Here is a 19,171-nt window from a genome sequence, read left to right on the forward strand (position 1 = left end):
GGCAGAGCCCCCCTGCTTAACCGGTTTAACCCTTCATGCCATCCCAGAAGGACTTCACAGAAGAGAAAAAGCTTTTCGATTCCGGGTGATTGTCTTCACCCAAATCGTCAAACTCACGCAGTAGCTCTTTCTGGCGGCTGGTCAGATTGACCGGAGTTTCCACGGCCAGTTCGATGAACATGTCGCCGATACCACCACCACGCAACGCGGGCATGCCTTTGCCGCGCAAACGCATCTGACGCCCGGATTGGCTGCCTGCCGGAATCTGAACGCGGCCGCGACCACCATCGATTGTAGGAACTTCGATCGAGCCACCCAGCGCCGCTTTACCCATACTGACCGGAACGCGACAATATAGGTTAACGCTGTCACGCTCGAACAGTTTATGATCCGAAACCTCGACAAAGATATAGAGGTCGCCCGGAGGGCCACCGCGCATGCCAGCCTCGCCTTCACCGGCAAGACGGATGCGGGTACCGGTTTCAACGCCCGCTGGAATGTTCACCGATAGCGCGCGATCTTTTTCAACACGACCAGCACCGCCACACGATTTACAGGGATTCTTGATAATCTGACCCAAACCGGAGCAGGTCGGACAAGTGCGTTCAACGGTGAAGAAGCCCTGTTGCGCGCGCACCTTGCCCATACCGGAACAGGTTGGACAGGTGGTGGGTTCAACCCCACCCTCAGCCCCAGTACCCTCACATGAAGAGCAGGCCACGGCGGTCGGTACATTTATAGTTTTCTGCAGACCCGCATAAGCCTCTTCCAGCGAAACCCGAAGGTTATAGCGCAGGTCCGATCCGCGGGCTGCACGACGTCCACCGCCGCCGCCACGTTGGCCGCCCATGAAGTCGCCGAACAAGTCGTCAAAAACGTCTGAGAACGCGCTGGAGAAATCGCCCTGGCCGCCAAAACCGCCACCGGGACGACCTCCGCCACCCATACCGTTTTCAAACGCAGCGTGGCCAAAGCGGTCATAGGCCGCCTTTTTGTCGCCATCGCGCAGTACATCATAGGCTTCGTTGGCCTCTTTGAACTGCGCTTCGGCATCAGGATTGTCCTTGTTGCGATCGGGATGCAGTTCTTTGGCTTTCTTGCGAAAACCTTTCTTGATCTCATCCGCCGAAGCGCCCTTGGACACGCCGAGCACTTCGTAATAGTCGCGTTTGGACATCAGTTCTTCCTTCTGCCTCAACGTAATTGGGCCGGCCCGGCAACCGGACCGGCCCATATTGGCCCGGTTACCCGTTAGTTACGCTTGTCGTCGTCCAGATCTTCGAACTCGGCGTCGACAATGTCGTCTTCACCCGGTGCCTCATCGGCTGCCGCCGGCGCATCCTCACCCTCTTCGGCTTGCGCCTTATAGATGGCTTCGCCCAGCTTCATGGCGGCTTCGGTTACGTTCTGGATGCCGGATTTGATCTTGTCGGCATTCTCGGTTTCCAGCTCGTCCTTCAGCGCGGCAATCGCCAGCTCGATGGCTTCGATGGTGGTCGGGTCAACCTTGTCGGCATGCTCTTCCATCGACTTTTCGGTCGAGTGGATGAGGCTTTCCGCCTGGTTCTTGGCGTCGACCAGCTCACGGCGTTCCTTGTCGGCTTCCGCGTTCTCTTCGGCGTCCTTGACCATCTTTTCGATGTCCTCATCGGACAGACCGCCCGAGGCCTGGATGGTGATCTTCTGCTCTTTGCCGGTGCCTTTGTCTTTGGCCGAAACCGAGACAATGCCGTTGGCGTCGATGTCAAAAGTCACCTCGATCTGAGGCATACCGCGCGGTGCGGGCGGGATGTCTTCGAGGTTGAACTGACCCAGGATCTTGTTGTCAGCAGCCATTTCACGCTCACCCTGGAACACGCGGATGGTTACGGCGTTCTGGTTGTCTTCGGCGGTCGAGAAGACCTGAGACTTTTTGGTCGGGATCGTGGTGTTGCGGTCGATCAGACGGGTGAACACGCCACCCAGCGTCTCGATGCCCAGCGACAGCGGGGTCACGTCCAGCAGAACCACGTCTTTGACGTCGCCCTGCAGAACACCGGCCTGAATGGCGGCGCCCATGGCAACCACTTCGTCCGGGTTCACACCCTTGTGCGGCTCTTTACCGAAGAACTTGGTGACCTCTTCGATCACTTTCGGCATCCGGGTCATACCACCGACCAGAACAACCTCGTCCACGTCAGCAGCCGACAGACCGGCGTCTTTCAGAGCAGCCTGGCACGGCTTCATCGACTTCTTGATCAGGTCCGCAACCAGCGATTCCAGCTTGGCACGGGTCAGTTTCATGACCATGTGCAGCGGCTGACCGTTCGAACCCATCGAGATGAACGGCTGGTTGATTTCGGTCTGCGAGGTCGAAGACAGCTCGATCTTGGCTTTTTCAGCGGCTTCTTTCAGACGCTGCAGGGCCATCTTGTCAGCGGACAGATCGACACCGTGTTCCTTTTTGAACTCGTCTGCCAAGTAGTTGACGATGCGCATGTCAAAGTCTTCACCACCCAGGAAGGTGTCACCGTTGGTCGACTTCACTTCGAACAGGCCGTCGTCGATTTCCAGAATGGTCACGTCGAAGGTACCGCCACCAAGGTCATAAACCGCGATGGTTTGGGTTTCTTCTTTGTCCAGACCATAGGCCAGCGCAGCCGCTGTCGGTTCGTTGATGATCCGCAGCACTTCCAGACCGGCGATTTTACCGGCGTCTTTGGTGGCCTGACGCTGGGCGTCGTTGAAATATGCCGGAACGGTGATAACAGCCTGCGTGACTTCCTCACCCAGATAGCTTTCTGCGGTTTCCTTCATTTTACCCAGAGTGAAGGCCGAGATCTGGCTTGGGGAGTACTTTTCACCGCGGGCTTCAACCCACGCGTCGCCATTGCCGCCATCAACGATGGCGTACGGCACCATTTTCTTATCTTTTTCGACTTCGGCATCATCCACGCGACGACCGATCAGGCGCTTGACGCCAAAGATCGTGTTGTCGGGGTTGGTGACCGCCTGACGTTTTGCAGGCTGACCGACCAGGCGCTCATCTTCAGTGAAGGCGACGATCGAGGGCGTGGTCCGCGCCCCTTCGGCGTTTTCGATGACCTTCGGCTGCGAGCCATCCATGATGGCCACGCACGAGTTGGTGGTTCCGAGGTCAATCCCGATTACTTTTCCCATAATTTTGATCCCTTTCAATTTAAGGCGATGTCTCGAGGCCTGAACCCGTTACGGCATCCCGGCCCCGATCTGATGTGCGCGACAGCACTACACCATCGCGCGTCGAGGCGTATATAAGGGCGCAGACTGGGGCCTGCAAGCGGTCAGAAACGCAGGTTTTCGGGATTTTGTGGCCTTTTTTGGCAAGGTTCTGGCAAGGTTTGGGGATTCTTCCATGGCGCGGCTTCTTTTGCGCGGATTTGATATCCGCAAAGGCTATCTGGATGCGGTGTCGCAAACCCGCCTGGTTGACCTGTTGCGCCCGATTCTGAAGGCCGCGCCGCTCTATCGGCCCATCACCCCATCGGGCAAAGAAATGTCGGTACGCATGACCTCGGCCGGAGCATTGGGCTGGGTTACGGATCGGGCTGGCTATCGGTATCAGGATACACATCCCAAAGGCATGACCTGGCCTGCAATCCCGGATGATATTCTGACGATCTGGCAAGACGTGACCGGTGCGGAACGTCAGCCCGATTGCTGCCTGATCAACTACTACGGCGAAGGCACCAAGATGGGCCTGCATCAAGACAAGGACGAGGCTGATTTTTCTTGGCCAGTGCTGTCGATTTCACTGGGCGATGACGCGTTATTCCGCATCGGCAATACGACACGCGGGGGCAAGACCGAGTCAATCTGGCTGAGCTCGGGCGATGTGGTGATCATGGGCGGACCTGCCCGGCTGACATATCACGGGATTGACCGCATCCGATTTGGATCATCCAAACTGCTGCCGAAGGGCGGGCGTATTAATCTGACGCTTCGGGTCGCCACCTAGCGACGCGCCTCCCAGCTTTTTGACACGTGTTTGCGCGTGTAGAATTCAGCCAGCAACCCGATCATGGTCAGGACAATCCCCACCCAAAGCGCATATTCCCAACTTGTGTTGCGAGGAAAATAATTCCGGAACACAAAACCACGGCATTGGTCGATAACATGAAACAGCGGGTTCCAGGCAAACATGGTCAGCATGAACCCGCCCAGCGCGTTTCCCACGAACATCTTGCCGGAAAAAACCATATTCATCCGCCGATAGACATTTTTCAGGATGGTCACTGTATTGGGAAACCACGGCTTCAGCGCCAGTAACACGAGCCCCACCGAACACCCCGTAAACCAGGCAAGCACAAGCATGGCAAAAGCTCCGCCTGGCTCCTGAATCTCGAGCGGCGAAACGGCGACACTGTAGACAAACAAAATCACCAGGATCGAGACAAGTTGGGTATAGAGCGTGCCTAGCGCCGAAGCCGCCAGCATCACCATCATGGTCATCGGCGAATGCAAAGTCATGGGATTGTTGCCATCTCCGACACCGGCAATGGCACCGACCGATTTGATATGTGTCAGAAACAGAAACACTCCAGACAGCAGAAAAAGTATGAACTCACCGCGTATCTTCGCGATCCGGGTGCCCATGAAAGACAGGATCAAGTAGAACGCTCCGGCGACCACAACCACCTGAAGAATATTTATAAGGATCGCCATCACCGCATTTGAATGCTGCGATCGGATATTGCGCACAATCGCATGGAATATCAGTTCAGCTGTGGTGAAGGCCCCGCCCAACAACGACTGATTTCGCTTATAGTGAAACACGCGACCACTCTTTCCTGCTCATGTCACCTGCAATCTGGCACGAAATTCTTGCTGTTCCGTATCCAGCGCATCATAAGTCCGTAAGAAACTTGGATCAACAAATCTCAAGAACGGAGCTTTTTTGTGACCTATGACGCCCTGATACCCGTCATCCGGCGGCTGGCCCTTCAGGCAGGCGACAAGATCATGCAGATCTACGAGGCGGACGATTTCGACGTCAAAGTCAAAACCGATTCCAGCCCGGTGACCGAGGCGGATGAGGCCGCAGATGCGCTGATCTCGGCCGGGCTGCGCGAAGCTTTTCCCGAAATTTTACTAGTGACTGAAGAGCAGGCGGACTCGCACTCGGAAAAAGGTGAGACCTTTCTGATCGTCGATCCGCTGGACGGCACCAAGGAATTCATCAACCGTCGAGGCGATTTCACGGTGAACATCGCATTTGTTGAGAACGGCGTACCGACGCGCGGCGTAGTTTATGCGCCCGCACGGGGACGGATGTTTTATACGCAGGCCGATGGGCAAGCGGTTGAGGAAACCGGCGCGCTGGACAAGGATCAGCCGGGTGCGTTAACGCCAATAGCAGTCTCTAAACCAGACAATTCAGCTCTGATGATCGTTGCCTCGAAATCGCACCGCGATCAGGCGACTGAGGATTACATCAACAAATATCAGGTGCGCGACAGCAAAAGCGCCGGGTCATCGCTGAAGTTCTGTCTGGTCGCAACGGGTGAGGCTGACCTTTACCCCCGCGTGGGCCGCACAATGGAATGGGACACCGCAGCGGGCCATGCAGTACTAGCCGGTGCTGGTGGAAATGTCGTGCGCTTTGATGACCACACCCCGCTGACCTACGGCAAAGACGGCTATGCCAACCCGTTTTTCATCGCCTATGCTCCGGGCGTCGACCTGAAGGAAGCCTGATGTCTGTTCTGATCGTCATTCCCGCCCGCTACGCGTCGACCCGCTATCCGGGCAAACCTCTGGTGCCGCTGACCGGGGTCAATGGTACAGCCATGACACTGATCGAACGGTCCTGGCGCGCCGCCATTTCGGTCGCGGGTGTCGATCGCGTCGTCGTGGCGACAGACGATGACCGTATTCGCGAAGTATCCGAGGGGTTCGGGGCCGAAGTGATCATGACCTCGGATACCTGTCGCAATGGCACCGAACGGTGCGCCGAGGCGCATACGGCGCTGGGCAGCGGTTATGAGATCGTAGTGAACCTGCAGGGCGATGCACCATTGACGCCGCACTGGTTTGTCGAAGACCTGATTTCAGGCTTGCGCGATGCCCCTAAGGCCGGCGTGGCCACCCCGGTTCTGCGCTGCGATGGCGACGCTCTGAATGGATTGTTGAATGACCGCAAACACGACCGCGTTGGGGGTACGACAGCAGTGTTTGGCAATGATCACAGTGCGCTCTATTTCTCGAAAGAGGTAATTCCCTTCACCTCTGAGACCTATGCCAACGATGATCCAACTCCGGTCTTTCATCATGTCGGAGTCTACGCTTATCGGCCAGATGCACTGGCAGACTATCCCTCCTGGCGGACCGGCCCGCTGGAAACTTTGGAGGGCCTTGAACAACTGCGTTTCATGGAAAACGGTCGCAAGGTTCTGTGCGTCGAGGTGGAAGCCAAGGGTCGTCAATTTTGGGAACTGAACAACCCGCAAGATGTCGCCAAGATCGAAGAAATGATGGCCGCGATGGGACTGGAATGACCCATATTCTGGTCACCGGCGGCGCGGGCTATATTGGTTCGCATGCCTGCAAGGCGCTTGCAAAGGCGGGCTATATTCCGGTGACCTATGACAATCTGGTCACCGGTTGGCAGGATGCGGTGAAATTTGGTCCGTTCGAGCGGGGCGACCTACTGGATCGCGCGCATCTGGACGCCGTCTTTGCCAAGTACCAGCCAGCCGCCGTGATGCATTTCGCAGCCCTCAGCCAAGTGGGTGAGGCAATGTCCGAGCCTGGCAGGTACTGGTCGAACAATGTGACCGGCTCTTTGACGTTAATCCAAGCGGCAGTCGACGCGGGCTGTTTGAATTTCGTCTTTTCATCGACCTGCGCCACTTATGGCGAACACGACAATGTGGTGCTCGATGAAACCTCACCTCAACAACCGCTGAACGCCTATGGCGCCTCAAAACGCGCGATCGAAGATATCCTGCGTAATTTCGAATTCGCCTACGGGCTAAACCATGTGATCTTCCGATATTTCAACGTCGCCGGGGCCGATCCGGATGCCGAAATTGGTGAATTCCATCAACCCGAGACCCATCTGGTGCCGCTAATGCTGGACGCTGTCGCCGGTAAGCGCGATGGTCTTACAGTGTTCGGCACCGATTATGACACGCCCGATGGCACCTGTATTCGCGATTATGTGCACGTCTGCGATCTGGTCGATGCGCATGTTCTTGGTCTGAAGTGGCTGGAGCAAGGCAAAGAGAGCCGTGTGTTCAATCTGGGTACCGGATCAGGATTTTCGGTTATGGAAGTGATCGAGCATTCGAAGGCCGTCACCAATCGAGCGGTGCCCTACAGCATCGGCCCACGCCGGGCAGGGGACTGTACACGTCTGGTATCAGGTTCAACCCGCGCAGAACAAGAGCTGGGCTGGATGCCAAAAAGATCAACGTTAGAGACGATGATCACCGATGCGTGGCGCTGGCATCAGAATGGCAGCTACGAAAAGTGAGCACAAAGGATCAGCCGCTAAGCTGGGGGCAGCGATACAAGCTGCGCCTAAAGCGTAAGCGGCTTTTATGGCGGTCTTTTCGTAGCCGCCATCAGCTAACTTCGCGTGCCGACAAAACGCAACAAATCGCACCGGGAGCTATCCTTGCCTTTACCACTCTACGGAACGAGATCAGCCGATTGCCGTGGTTTTTTCACCACTACCGGACGCTGGGCGTAGATCATTTTCTGATTGTGGATAACGGCAGCGACGACGGATCGACCCAGTACCTGCTTGATCAGCCGGATGTATCGCTGTGGCAGACAACTGCTAGCTATCGTGCGTCCCGGTTCGGATTGGATTGGCTGACATATCTGCAGTGGAAATTTGGCCACGGGCATTGGACGCTTATGGTCGATGCCGATGAATTGCTTGTCTATGCCCATCACGACACGCATTCGTTAAACGATTTGACGGGCTGGCTGGACGCGCGTGGGCAGTCCGCCTTTGGCGCATTGATGCTGGATCTGTTTCCCAAAGGCCCAGTGGGCACACAGTACTATGACCCGCAATCCGATCCTACGGATGTTCTGAACGGGTTCGACCCCGGCCCCTACAGATCCCAACGTCAATTTCCATTGGGCAACTTGTGGGTTCAAGGCGGGACGCGCGAGCGAGCTTTCTTTTCGGACCGCCCTGAAAGATCCCCGACTCTGAACAAAATCCCTTTGGTCCACTGGTCGCGACATATGGCTTATGTGAATTCCTGCCACTCCGTCCTGCCGCGAGCCCTGAATTTTGAATATGACGGGCCAGAGGGGCAGGCTCCTTCGGGCGTTTTGCTGCACACGAAATTCCTGCCGGGGGTTGTAGAAAAATCGCAGATCGAAAAACACAGGCGCCAGCATTTCCACGACCCTGAAAAATTCAGCACATATTATGATGGGATTATTAATAAACCCGATCTTTGGGGGTCTGATTCTGTAAAGCTGCGCGATTGGCAACAATTGGAGACTTTGGGGCTGCTGAACGGTGGCAGCTTTCCAGCCACTACGGGGAAGTAAACGGGATATAAACCCATTGCTTCGCAAGGTAGCTAGATGTCATAAAACGATGACGGCTCGGCACCACTCAGGCCTCAGGCGGCCCCGGGCAGACTCGCGTATATCAAAAAAGGTTGGGCAGCCGCGTGAGCCTTTTGGATTCCTATCGCATGAGATTGCGACGCAAGCGTCGCCTTTTGCGTTGCCTGCGCAAAAGACGCGAATTGAAGGCGATACAGAATAACACGCCACATATTCGCCCGCAGGACATCTTGTTGATGAGCGTCGTGCGAAACGAATGTATCCGCCTGCCCTATTTTCTCGATTACTACCGCAAGCTTGGCATTAACCATTTCCTATTCGTCGACAACAATAGCAATGACGGAACGCGTGAATATTTAACCGGCCAGCCAGACGTGTCACTTTGGTGGACGGATGGCAGCTACAAACGGTCGACGTATGGGCTGGATTGGTCAAATTATCTGCTGCGAACCTATGCCCACAAACACTGGGTTTTGACAGTCGATCCGGACGAGTTCTTTGTTTACCCGTTTTGTGATACACGCCCGATAAAGGCGTTGACCGACTGGTTGGACGACACCAGCGTGCGTAGTTTCGGCACGATGCTGATCGACATGTATCCCGAAGGGCCAATCGAAGACACGCCCTATCGCGCCGGTCAGGATCCGTTAGAGATCGCCCCGTGGTTTGACTCGGGCAACTACATGATCACTCGGAATCCCACCTATGGAAACCTGTGGATCCAAGGTGGTGCCCGAGCACGGGTTTTCTTTCATGATACGCCCGAAAAAGCCCCTGCACTGAACAAAATCCCTTTGGTGAAATGGCATCGCCGCTACGCCTATGTCAGCTCTACCCATGCGCTGCTGCCCCGTGGCCTCAATCAAGTTTATGAGGAGCGCGGGGGTGAGAAGACCAGCGGCGCACTGCTGCATGCCAAGCTGATCGAAACTCTGGGCGACAAAGCGTACGAGGAGCTAAGCCGCAGCCAGCATTACAGCGGTTCGGAAGAATACAAAGCCTATGCCGAACAGTTGCAGAATAAACCTATTTTCTGGAACAACTGGTCCGAGAAATACATCAACTGGCGACAGCTTGAGATCCTCGGCATGATGTCAAAAGGGAACTGGGCATGAGCGGCCTGGGCATCGTCATGTTGGTGCACACCGCACTCGACCGAGTAGAGCAGGTGGCTCGGCATTGGACCGCATCGGGCTGCCCGGTCGTGATCCATGTAGATCGCAAAGTGGCCAACTCGGCCTATTCCACTCTGGTCACCGCGTGCTCAGACAACCCGCTAATCCAGTTCTCGGATCGACATGTCTGTGAATGGGGTGGTTGGGGCATCGTTGCGGCCTCACAATCCGCTGCAAACCAGATGTTGGACAGTTTCCCGAAGGTGCGTCACGTTTATCTTGCCTCAGGTGCTTGTTTGCCGCTTCGCCCTGTGGGCGAGCTGATAGATTATCTGGCTGATCGCCCCCGCGTTGATTTCATCGAAAGCGCCACAACACGCGATGTCAGCTGGACCATGGGGGGGTTGGATCTTGAACGCTTCACGCTGCGTTTTCCGTTCTCATGGCGCAAACAACGGAGATTGTTTGACGCCTACGTGCGGCTTCAACGCGCAGCAGGTCTGCGCAGGGCCATCCCTGAAGGTCTGGTGCCCCATATGGGCAGCCAATGGTGGTGCCTGACACGGCAAACCCTGTCAGCCATTTTGCAGGACCCCAAGCGACCGGACTATGACCGGTATTTTCGGAGGGTCTGGATCCCGGACGAAAGCTATTTCCAAACACTTGCGCGCCTGTATTCCACGCATATCGAAAGCCGGTCGCTGACACTGTCAAAGTTCGACTATCAGGGCCGACCTCATATGTTCTACGATGACCACCTACAATTGCTACGCCGCTCGGATTGCTTTGTGGCGCGAAAAATCTGGCACGGAGCAGACAGGCTTTATCAATCTTTTTTGTCGGATGAAAACAGCGCGATGACACCGGCTGAGCCCAATCCGGGAAAGATCGACCGAGTGTTTTCTAAGGCTGTCGAGCGGCGCATTCGCGGCCGGGACGGATTGTATATGCAGAGCTGTTTTCCGCGCGCGACAAGCGAACGCGGCCTAACCGCTTTTCCTTATTCCGTGCTTCAAGGCTTTTCAGAGCTGTTTGAAGATTTCGAGCCCTGGCTTGCAAATGTGACGAGTGCACGGGTGCACGGACATCTGTTTCACCCGGAGAAGGCGCAATTTGCAAACGGTGGCACAATGATGAACGGCGCGCTTCCCGATTGCGCGTCTCTCCGCGACTATAATCCGACTGCATTCCTGTCGAACGTCATCTGGAACACACGGGGCGAGCGCCAATGTTTTCAATTCGGACCGAATGATGCCCAACAGATCAACGAGTTCCTGTTGCGCGATCTGAACGCTAGTATTGCAATGATCACCGGGGCCTGGGCGGTTCCCTTGTTCAGGTCCAACATGAACTTTGCCGATATTCGGTGTGAAGCTGCCCGTTTGCAGCAGCGGGAAACAAAGCAGCTTGAGTTGCTGGATACAGCCCGCGCAAACTCTAGAATACGGGTCTGGACCATGGCTGAGTTCGTGGAATCCCCCATGGAACACCTGCAGACCGTGCTTGAAGATATGGGTGCGCCCCAGGCCACCCACTTGACCGAGGCACCCACGATGGTGGATCTGACGGGGTTTGGTAAATTTCTGCAGAATCTCAAGAACCAGGGCATGCATCCCTATTTGATGGGTGATTTTCCTGTTAACGATGTATTCGGCGGACAAGCCAAATCATTCAAAAAGCCCTATCTGGTGCAGTAATTAAAAATGACCCGCCGCTTCGATTACTTCATCGTACTGGCCGATATGCGTACTGGCTCGAACCTGTTGGAATTGCAGTTAAATACGCTCGACGGAGTGACCTGTCACGGTGAGGCGTTCAACCCCTACTTCGTCGGCCTGCCAAAACTGGATAGCGTTCTTGGGTTTACTCTAGAAGATCGCGAGAACGATCCTCTGGCTCTGATCAATGCGATCCGAAACGCACCGGGTGAGATGAACGGTTTTCGATTCTTCAGTGATCACGATGCGCGTGCTCTTGGGCCTGCGCTTGATGATCCACGCTGTGCCAAGATCATCCTGATCCGCAATCCTCTGGACAGCTACATCTCTTGGAAAATCGCGTTGAAGACCAAGCAGTGGAGATTGGTAAACATCAAGCAGCGCCGCGACGCGCAGGTCACTTTCGACACCGAAGAGTTCTTTGACCAACTTCAACAACGGCAGGCGTTCCAGCAGACCGTTCTCAAGCACTTGCAAACCACAGGGCAGACGCCGTTTTATATAGACTATGACGATCTGAATGATCTGGACGTTTTGAACGGGCTTGCTGCCTGGCTGGGCGTCAGCGCACGGCTTGCCGAGCTGAACCAACATCTCAAGCGCCAGAACCCCGCACCTGCCTTGTCGAAAGTGACCAATCCAGACGACATGGAGCAGGCACTGTCACAGTATGACCGGTTCAAGTTGCACCAAATCCCAAATTTCGAGCCGCGCCGCGGTCCTGCCGTGTCGCGCTATGTGGGCGCGGCAAACACGCCCCTGATGTATCTACCCGTGCGCGGTGGCCCCGAGGCGGAAGTGGCGCAATGGTTTGCTGATCTCGATGGAGTCACAACCGATGACCTGATCACTGGCCGCAATCAGAAACAGACGCGTCAATGGATGCAAAGCCATCCCGGTCACCGCAAATTCACAGTGCTGCGGCATCCGTTGGCGCGCGCGCATGCGGTATTCTGTGACCGTATCCTGCACACCGGCCCCGGCGCCTATGTCAGTATCCGCAATATGCTGAGCCGGCGGTACAATGTGCCGCTACCTGCCAAAGGTGATTTAGGTGCTTATTCACTTGACCAACACTACGAAGCTTTCTCGGCATATCTGGGCATGTTGCGCAGTATTCTTGCCGGTCAGACCCCGATCCGCGTCGATGGAGAATGGTGCGGGCAGGTGCAAACACTGGAAGGCATGGCTGGATTCACTCTACCCGATCTGATTCTGCGTGAGGATGAGATGGCAATCAAATTGCCCGAGCTTGCCCGTCAAGTGGGACACGAAGCACCGCCAACTCCGATGAAAGCAAAGCCTGATGTACCCTTCATGTTGGATCAAATTTACGATGCACGGCTTGAAGCGCTGGCAGCCGAAGCCTACCAGCGCGACTATGTGCAGTTCGGGTTTGGTGCTTGGAAACCGCTTTGAGTCAGGGACGCAGAGTGATGACCGTTCCCTCGTTCACCATCGCGTAAATCTCTTCGATCTCATCGTTTTTCACAGCGATGCAGCCCGCTGTCCAATCAGGCGTCTTCCTCGCACGCTTGAACTCGGACCTTAGGTTCGGCTGTCCGTGAATGAAGATATCACCACCCGGATCAACGCCAGCGGCCTTGGCCTTCGCCCGATCTTCCGAGTTCGGATACGAGATGCCCAGCGACAGGTGATACCGACTACGTGGGTTGCGGCGGTCAATCAGATAAGTGCCCTCAGGCGTGCGGCCGTCGCCTTTTTTGGTTTTTGTGCCTCTGGGTGCAAATCCCAGATCGACATCATATTCCCGTAAAATCTGCTCGTTATGAAGAAGATACATCTTGCGTGCGCCCTTGTTGATGACCAATGAGGTCACCTCGGGCCCGCGATAAGAAAGAAATCTGGGTTTCGCTGAGGCGCACGCTGAAAGGCTCAGCGTTGCCATCGCGCCCATTCCAAATGCTCGACGATCCATAGTTTTCACTGCCTGATGCTCTTTTTTGCCAATTATTATGCCAGATTTGCGCGAAACTTAAATCACTTTTTGATGTACGACTGTTCCGTCAGGCGGCGTTCAATAGACTCGAGCCTTTCAAGAACCTCGTCACGATAGGCGTCTGTTTTGACCTCATCCTCGGCATGGTGGGCATCCTGCATCGAGTTCACGATCAGACCAACCAGAAGGTTAACCACCGCAAAGGTGGTCACCATGATGAATGGAACAAAGAATAGCCAGGCGTAGGGATAGACCTCCATCACCGGGCGCACGATCCCCATGGACCAGCTTTCCAGCGTCATGATCTGGAACAGCGTATAGGCAGACATGCCCAGATCACCGAACCAATCCGGAAAGCTGTATGAGAACAGTTTGGTCGAGATCACCGCGCCGATATAAAACAAGATCGCCATCAGCAGGAACACGCTGGCCATGCCCGGCAGCGCCGAGATGAAGCCTTCGACTACTCGGCGCAGGCGCGGCGCAACGGAGATGACGCGCAATACCCGCAATATACGCAGTGCCCGAAGAACAGAAAGCGCCCCAGCGCTGGGGATAAGGGCGACACCCACAATCACAAAGTCAAAGATGTTCCAGCCGCTTGTGAAGAACCGACGCCCGGTCGCGATCAGTTTCACCACGATTTCGATGACGAAGATAGTGAGGCACAGTTTATCAAGCGTCACGATCAGCGGGCCTGCCGCCTCCATCAGCGTGGGTGATGTTTCCATCCCCAACAGGACCGCATTGAACAGGATCACGCCGGTTATGAACTTCCCGAAAGTCGGCGCTTCGATGATGGGCAGCAGTCGTTGGGCGATCACCATGCGGGTGGTCCTTATCTCAGGGTTAATTGTTCAAAATGAACCGAGCGGCAAGTTCGGTGTGTGACGACCATCGAAATTGGTCAACCACCTGCACCCATTCAAGGGTATATCCGGCGTTAACCAATATTTTTGCATCGCGGGCAAAGGTCACTGGATTGCATGAGACATATGCGAGCACTGGACGCTGGGCCTGCGCTAACTCGGCCACCTGCGCCTCGGCCCCTGCGCGCGGCGGGTCTAGCACGACAGCATCGAATTTCTTGAGCTCATCGGGCATGAGCGGGCGGCGAAACAGATCTCGGGCCTCTGTCGTGACCTGTTTCAGGCCTTGCGCCTTGCGCCATCCCTGATCCAAGGCCTTCGTCATTTCGCCCTCGCCCTCGATCGCATGCACCTCGGCTGTCTGTGCCAGCGGCAGTGAGAAGGTTCCGCAGCCCGCGAATAAATCGACAACCCGCTTGGCCCCCTGCGTGGCATCGGAAACGGCCTGTAATAGAGCCTGTTCTCCGTCCTTTGTGGCTTGCAAAAACGCTCCGGGCGGTGGGGTGACGCCAGCGTTTCCAAAGCGTTGGATCGGAGGCTCACGCATGGCGATAACCTCGTCATCCCAGCTGAGCCGGGCGAGACCATGGTGCTCGGTCGCTTGCGCGAGTGCCAGTTCCAGCGGACCATCCAGCGGTTTGCCGCCCTTAACCGCCACATCCAGACCGCCTTCGGACAGGGTCAGCGTTACGGCCAGCACGCCTTTGCGGCTGCCGCCCAACAACGCCAAGGCTTCGGCCACCGGGATGGCGGCAATCAGGGCCGGGTGTAGCAGGTGACAATCCGGAATTTCGGTGATCGCGTCCGAAGCGCGTCCGTGGAACCCGGCCAGCGTACCCTTCTTGGTGCGCCGCACGGCGATGGTGGCCCGACGGCGCGATCGCTTGGGTGAGGTGTGAATGGGCCGCATCGGGGCATCGAGCCCCTGCGCGGCCAGCGCGTTGCGCACCACGTCGACCTTCCAGTTGGCGACAAAGTCGTCAGCTGCGTGCTGCAGCTGGCAACCCCCACAGGTCTTGTAATGACGGCAGGGTGCTTTGACCCGCTGATCCGAAGGCGTTTCTACACGGATGTCACTCAGGAACTGCCCCAGCAGCGTGCCGCTGACCGCCTCACCCGGCAGGGTGCGTGGCGCATAGATCGGACCATCGGCAATCCCGTCGCCCTGATGTCCGAGGCGGTTAATGGTGTAGTGCTTCGTCATGGGGGCCTGATACCGGGGGTTTGCGACCAACAAAACCCTTATTCTGCCGCCTCCGCCTGAATGAACCCGCCCGACTGGCGGTGCCAGAACCGGGCATAAAGCCCGCCACGTTCCAACAGTGCCTCATGTGTACCGCTTTCGACGATATGCCCATGATCCAGAACAATGATCCGGTCCATCTCGCTGAGCGTGGAGAGACGGTGCGCGATCGCCAGAACCGTTTTACCCTGCATCACCCGGTGCAGCGCGGCCTGAATCGAGGCCTCGACCTCGGAATCCAGCGCCGAGGTCGCCTCGTCCAGAACCAATATCGGCGCGTCTTTCAGGATGGCACGGGCCAAAGCGATCCTCTGCCGTTGTCCGCCGCTGAGTTTCACACCCCGCTCACCCAGATGCGCATCATAGCCCTTACGCCCCTGCGCATCCTCAAGCCCCAGGATGAATTCATGCGACTCGGCCTTGGTCGCGGCCTCAATCATTTCAGCCTCGGGCGCGTCAGGACGGCCATAGAGGATGTTCTCGCGCGCCGAGCGGTTGAACATCGCAGTTTCCTGCGTGACCATCCCGATCTGTTGGCGCAGACTGTCCTGTGTCACCTGAGAGACATCCTGCCCGTCAATTAAAATGACGCCATTTTCCCCGTCATAGAGCCTAAGTAGCAGTGAAACCAAAGTGGATTTCCCCGCACCTGAGGCCCCGACAATGCCCAGCTTCTCACCCGGAGTTGCGGTGAAATGCAGGTCAGACACGCCGCCCACATCGCGGCCATAGGCAAAACTGACATGCTCAAAGGCGATCTCACCTTTCGAGACCGCAAGCGGAGTCGCATTCAGGGCATCTTCGACCCGGTCGCGCTTGGTCAGGGTATGCATCCCGTTCTCGATCTCGCCAACATTGGCGTATAGACCCATCAACGTGAAACTGACCCAGCCGGTCATTTGTGAGATACGGATCGCCACGGCACCAGCCGCTACAATATCCCCGGCAGACGCGCCGCCCACCCGCCAAAGCCACAGCGTCGCACCGATCAGCAGGACTGGCAGAACCCCGGCTAGCGTCATCAGGATGAACCGGAAACTGGCCGACAACTTGCCGAATTCCAGCGACCGTTCTCGCAGGTCGACCATAGAGTTGCGCGCAGCGTGGTCTTCGAATTCCGAATGAGCGAACAGTTTCACCGTCTTGATATTTGTAATCGTGTCGACCACTTGCCCCGACACCATCGCCCGTGCTCCAGCACGCGCGGCAGAGCGCACACGAATGCGTGGAAGATACCAGCGCACCAGCAGGAAGTAGACAACCAACCAAGCGGCGAACGGGACCATCACAAGCGGATGAATAGACCCTAACAAAAGCAATGACCCCGCAAGCGAGGCCAAGGCGAACACAATCGCGCTGATGGTTTCGGACACCACCTGCGTCATCGCATTTGAGGTTTGCATCTGTTTTTGGGCAATCCGCCCGGCGAAATCATCGTCGAAATAGGTCACCGATTGACCCAGCGTCCAGCGGTTCAGCTTGGCTAATACCAGTGGTGTGATGTTGGGCATGACGATGTAGTTATTCGCGATCGATGACAGCCCAAACAGCGCGGGACGCAACAGCATGAAGAATGCGACAGCACCCAAAATGATCGCAAGATTGCCGCCGGTCAAAAACGCGTCGGGCCCGCTGATTGTAGTCAGATCGATAACCCGCCCCAAGACCCAGGCGGTGCCGGCCTCCATAGCGCCTGCGATTGCCGAGAACGCAGCAGCGACGAATAGCATCGGCCAGGCGCCGGACAGGCTCCAGCGAATGAACGCCCCCAGCGTTTGCGGCGGGGGCGTTTCGATGTCTTTGAACGGTTGGATGAGGTCGGCAATCCTCATTCAGCGGCCTCCGGGTTCAGGAAGCCCCCAGATTGCCGCGCCCAGAACTGGGCGTAAAGCCCTCCTTGCGCCAGCAATTCGGAATGGCCGCCCTGTTCGACGATGCGACCACCATCCATCACCAGAATGCGGTCCATCTGCGCAATCGTGCTGAGCCGGTGCGCAATGGCGATCACGGTCTTGCCTTGCATCATGCCGTAGAGTGTTTCCTGTATCGAAGCTTCGACTTCGGAATCTAGGGCGGATGTCGCCTCATCCAACAGCAAAATCGGTGCATCTTTAAGGATCACACGCGCCAGCGTCACCCGTTGCCTCTGACCGCCAGACAGTTTCACACCGCGCTCTCCAACATGCGCATCATAGCCGGTGCGGCCTTCCGGGTCCTGCAGGTCAAGGATGAACTCATGCGCCTCAGCCTGTTTGGCGGCGGCAATCATCTGTTCCTCAGTCGCATCAGGTCGGCCATACAAGATGTTGGCGCTCACCGAGCGGTGCAACAGAGCGCTGTCCTGTTGGACCATCCCGATATGGCTGCGCAAACTGTCCTGCGTAACCTTCGAGATGTCTTGGCCATCGATCAGGATCGCGCCTTTCTCGACGTCGTAAAACCGCAAAAGTAGCTTTACTAGAGTCGATTTTCCGGCCCCCGACCGCCCGATCAGGCCAATCTTTTCGCCTGGCCGGATGGTCAGGTTGACGTGATCCAAACCACCAGTTTCCCGCCCATAATGATGCGACAGGTCGCGGATTTCGATCTGACCATTGCCCAGCCGCAAGGGTTTCGCATCAGGCTCATCCAACAAGTCGATGGGCTGTGCGATGGTCTGCATCCCTTCGGCAACGATGCCCAGTTCCCGGAAGAAGCTAGTCAGCGCCCACATGATCCATCCGGTCATGGCATTCAGCCGCAGCGTCAACGCGGTGGCGGCTGCCACCACACCGACTGTAGCGCTACCTTGCGCCCAAAGCAGGATCGCCCAGCCAACGACACCCACGATCAGCACACCGTTCAACGCAACCAGTGCGGCATCCATAATGGTGAAAATCCGCATCTCGATCTGGAAAGTGCGGCGGGTTTCTGCAATCGCCTCGCGCGCATAATCCTGTTCCTGCGCGTCATGGGCAAACATCTTGATGGAGTGAATGTTGGTATAGCTGTCCACCACGCGCCCCGTCACGGTCGATCTTGCATCCGACGCCGCCTGCGACGCGGGGCCAACCCGCTTGACGGTCCACCGCACCAATGCTCCATAAAACACCAACCAAATCAATAACGGCAGCAACAGGCGCGGATCAGCTGCCATCAGCAGAATGGCCGCGCCGATCATGTAGGCAATCGAGAAAGAGATCGCGTCAAAGACCTGAAACACCACCTCGCCTGCAGCGGGAGGGGTTTGAACAACCCGGTTTGCGATACGCCCTGCAAAGTCATTCTCGAACCAGCCAACCGATTGACGCAACACATGTTTATGCGCTCGCCAGCGGATCAGCGTGCCGAAGTTTGGCAGGATCGTGTTGTTGAGCAAAAGCACATCAACAAGCTGCAAAATTGGGCGAATGAACAGGATCAGCGCTGCGACCACGATCAGCTCGGTCCCGTGGGCCTGCCAGAATTCGGCGGGTGAACTTCCCAGCAGGTCCACGACGCGGCCCATGTAGAAGATCAGCCCGACCTCGACCGCAGCAACGATCACTGACATCAGCGCAGCCCAGACAAAGATGCGCATGAACGGCTGCGAATAGCCCTGCATGAAGGGCCACAGCCGCGTAGGTGGGGTATCTACCTGTTCATAGGCGATAAAAGGGTCAACAAGGTTTTCGAAGTAGCGAAACATGGAGAGTGCTCCGATTGAGCAGAAAATAGGTCATGCGAAG

At 56.5% G+C, this 19,171-nt stretch carries 16 protein-coding genes; 8 read left to right on the forward strand and 8 right to left on the reverse strand.

Going from position 1 to position 19,171, the window contains the following annotated elements; all coding sequences use genetic code 11:
- Positions 1-25: 25 nt before the first annotated feature.
- Together dnaJ and dnaK are read right to left on the reverse strand one after the other, a co-directional pair.
- Entirely contained in the window at positions 26-1,177 is a 1,152-nt protein-coding gene (gene dnaJ / locus ACR0KN_RS18505) for a molecular chaperone DnaJ (RefSeq protein ID WP_010442938.1), read from the reverse strand.
- A gap of 74 nt (positions 1,178-1,251) precedes the next feature.
- Positions 1,252-3,159: a molecular chaperone DnaK gene (dnaK, locus tag ACR0KN_RS18510; RefSeq protein WP_170471036.1), complete on the reverse strand. Its 1,908-nt coding sequence runs from the start codon at positions 3,157-3,159 to the stop codon at positions 1,252-1,254.
- Between the two features lie 214 nt (positions 3,160-3,373).
- Here dnaK and ACR0KN_RS18515 point away from each other — a divergent pair, with 214 nt between their 5' ends.
- On the forward strand, positions 3,374-3,976 hold the full coding sequence (locus tag ACR0KN_RS18515; RefSeq protein ID WP_170471038.1) for an alpha-ketoglutarate-dependent dioxygenase AlkB: 603 nt from the start codon (positions 3,374-3,376) through the stop codon (positions 3,974-3,976).
- Here ACR0KN_RS18515 and ACR0KN_RS18520 read toward each other — a convergent pair.
- Positions 3,973-4,794, reverse strand: coding sequence for an ABC-2 transporter permease (locus ACR0KN_RS18520; protein WP_170471040.1), 822 nt, complete (start codon positions 4,792-4,794; stop codon positions 3,973-3,975). The genes ACR0KN_RS18515 and ACR0KN_RS18520 overlap by 4 nt on opposite strands.
- 123 nt (positions 4,795-4,917) lie before the next feature.
- On the opposite strand from ACR0KN_RS18520, the gene cysQ reads away from it, so the two are divergent.
- The 7 genes from cysQ to ACR0KN_RS18555 all read left to right on the forward strand — a co-directional run bounded on the left by cysQ (position 4,918) and on the right by ACR0KN_RS18555 (position 12,811).
- The gene (cysQ, locus tag ACR0KN_RS18525) at positions 4,918-5,715 is read left to right on the forward strand and encodes a 3'(2'),5'-bisphosphate nucleotidase CysQ (protein ID WP_480655629.1); all 798 of its coding nucleotides are present in this window, start codon (positions 4,918-4,920) and stop codon (positions 5,713-5,715) included.
- Positions 5,715-6,515, forward strand: a complete 801-nt coding sequence (locus ACR0KN_RS18530) for a 3-deoxy-manno-octulosonate cytidylyltransferase family protein (RefSeq protein WP_480655631.1) — start codon at positions 5,715-5,717, stop codon at positions 6,513-6,515. Before cysQ ends, ACR0KN_RS18530 begins: the two co-directional genes overlap by 1 nt.
- Positions 6,512-7,495, forward strand: coding sequence for a UDP-glucose 4-epimerase GalE (galE, locus tag ACR0KN_RS18535; RefSeq protein ID WP_480655633.1), 984 nt, complete (start codon positions 6,512-6,514; stop codon positions 7,493-7,495). The genes ACR0KN_RS18530 and galE overlap by 4 nt, the downstream gene beginning before the upstream one ends.
- On the forward strand, positions 7,492-8,538 hold the full coding sequence (locus ACR0KN_RS18540; protein WP_170703445.1) for a glycosyltransferase family 2 protein: 1,047 nt from the start codon (positions 7,492-7,494) through the stop codon (positions 8,536-8,538). Before galE ends, ACR0KN_RS18540 begins: the two co-directional genes overlap by 4 nt.
- A gap of 149 nt (positions 8,539-8,687) precedes the next feature.
- Positions 8,688-9,674 carry a glycosyltransferase family 2 protein gene (locus ACR0KN_RS18545; protein ID WP_170703444.1) on the forward strand — a complete coding sequence of 329 codons (987 nt, stop codon included), beginning with the start codon at positions 8,688-8,690 and terminating at the stop codon, positions 9,672-9,674.
- A complete protein-coding gene (locus tag ACR0KN_RS18550) occupies positions 9,671-11,371 on the forward strand; it encodes a DUF5927 domain-containing protein (protein WP_170703443.1) in 1,701 nt (566 codons plus the stop codon). Before ACR0KN_RS18545 ends, ACR0KN_RS18550 begins: the two co-directional genes overlap by 4 nt.
- Before the next feature lie 6 nt (positions 11,372-11,377).
- Positions 11,378-12,811: a nodulation protein NodH gene (locus ACR0KN_RS18555; protein WP_480655636.1), complete on the forward strand. Its 1,434-nt coding sequence runs from the start codon at positions 11,378-11,380 to the stop codon at positions 12,809-12,811.
- Position 12,812: 1 nt separating this feature from the next.
- Here ACR0KN_RS18555 and ACR0KN_RS18560 read toward each other — a convergent pair whose 3' ends face one another.
- The 5 genes from ACR0KN_RS18560 to ACR0KN_RS18580 form a co-directional block, all read right to left on the reverse strand.
- Positions 12,813-13,331, reverse strand: coding sequence for a L,D-transpeptidase family protein (locus ACR0KN_RS18560; protein WP_170472069.1), 519 nt, complete (start codon positions 13,329-13,331; stop codon positions 12,813-12,815).
- Positions 13,332-13,393: 62 nt separating this feature from the next.
- Complete coding sequence (locus ACR0KN_RS18565) at positions 13,394-14,179, reverse strand: ion transporter (RefSeq protein ID WP_480655637.1); 786 nt, start codon at positions 14,177-14,179, stop codon at positions 13,394-13,396.
- Positions 14,180-14,201: 22 nt separating this feature from the next.
- Positions 14,202-15,425 carry a class I SAM-dependent RNA methyltransferase gene (locus tag ACR0KN_RS18570; RefSeq protein ID WP_480655639.1) on the reverse strand — a complete coding sequence of 408 codons (1,224 nt, stop codon included), beginning with the start codon at positions 15,423-15,425 and terminating at the stop codon, positions 14,202-14,204.
- Between the two features lie 38 nt (positions 15,426-15,463).
- A complete protein-coding gene (locus ACR0KN_RS18575) occupies positions 15,464-17,296 on the reverse strand; it encodes an ABC transporter ATP-binding protein (protein WP_480655641.1) in 1,833 nt (610 codons plus the stop codon).
- Entirely contained in the window at positions 17,293-19,131 is a 1,839-nt protein-coding gene (locus ACR0KN_RS18580) for an ABC transporter ATP-binding protein (RefSeq protein WP_480655643.1), read from the reverse strand. Before ACR0KN_RS18580 ends, ACR0KN_RS18575 begins: the two co-directional genes overlap by 4 nt.
- Positions 19,132-19,171: the final 40 nt, after the last annotated feature.

The sequence above is a fragment of the Ruegeria sp. AP7 genome, assembly GCF_056539905.1.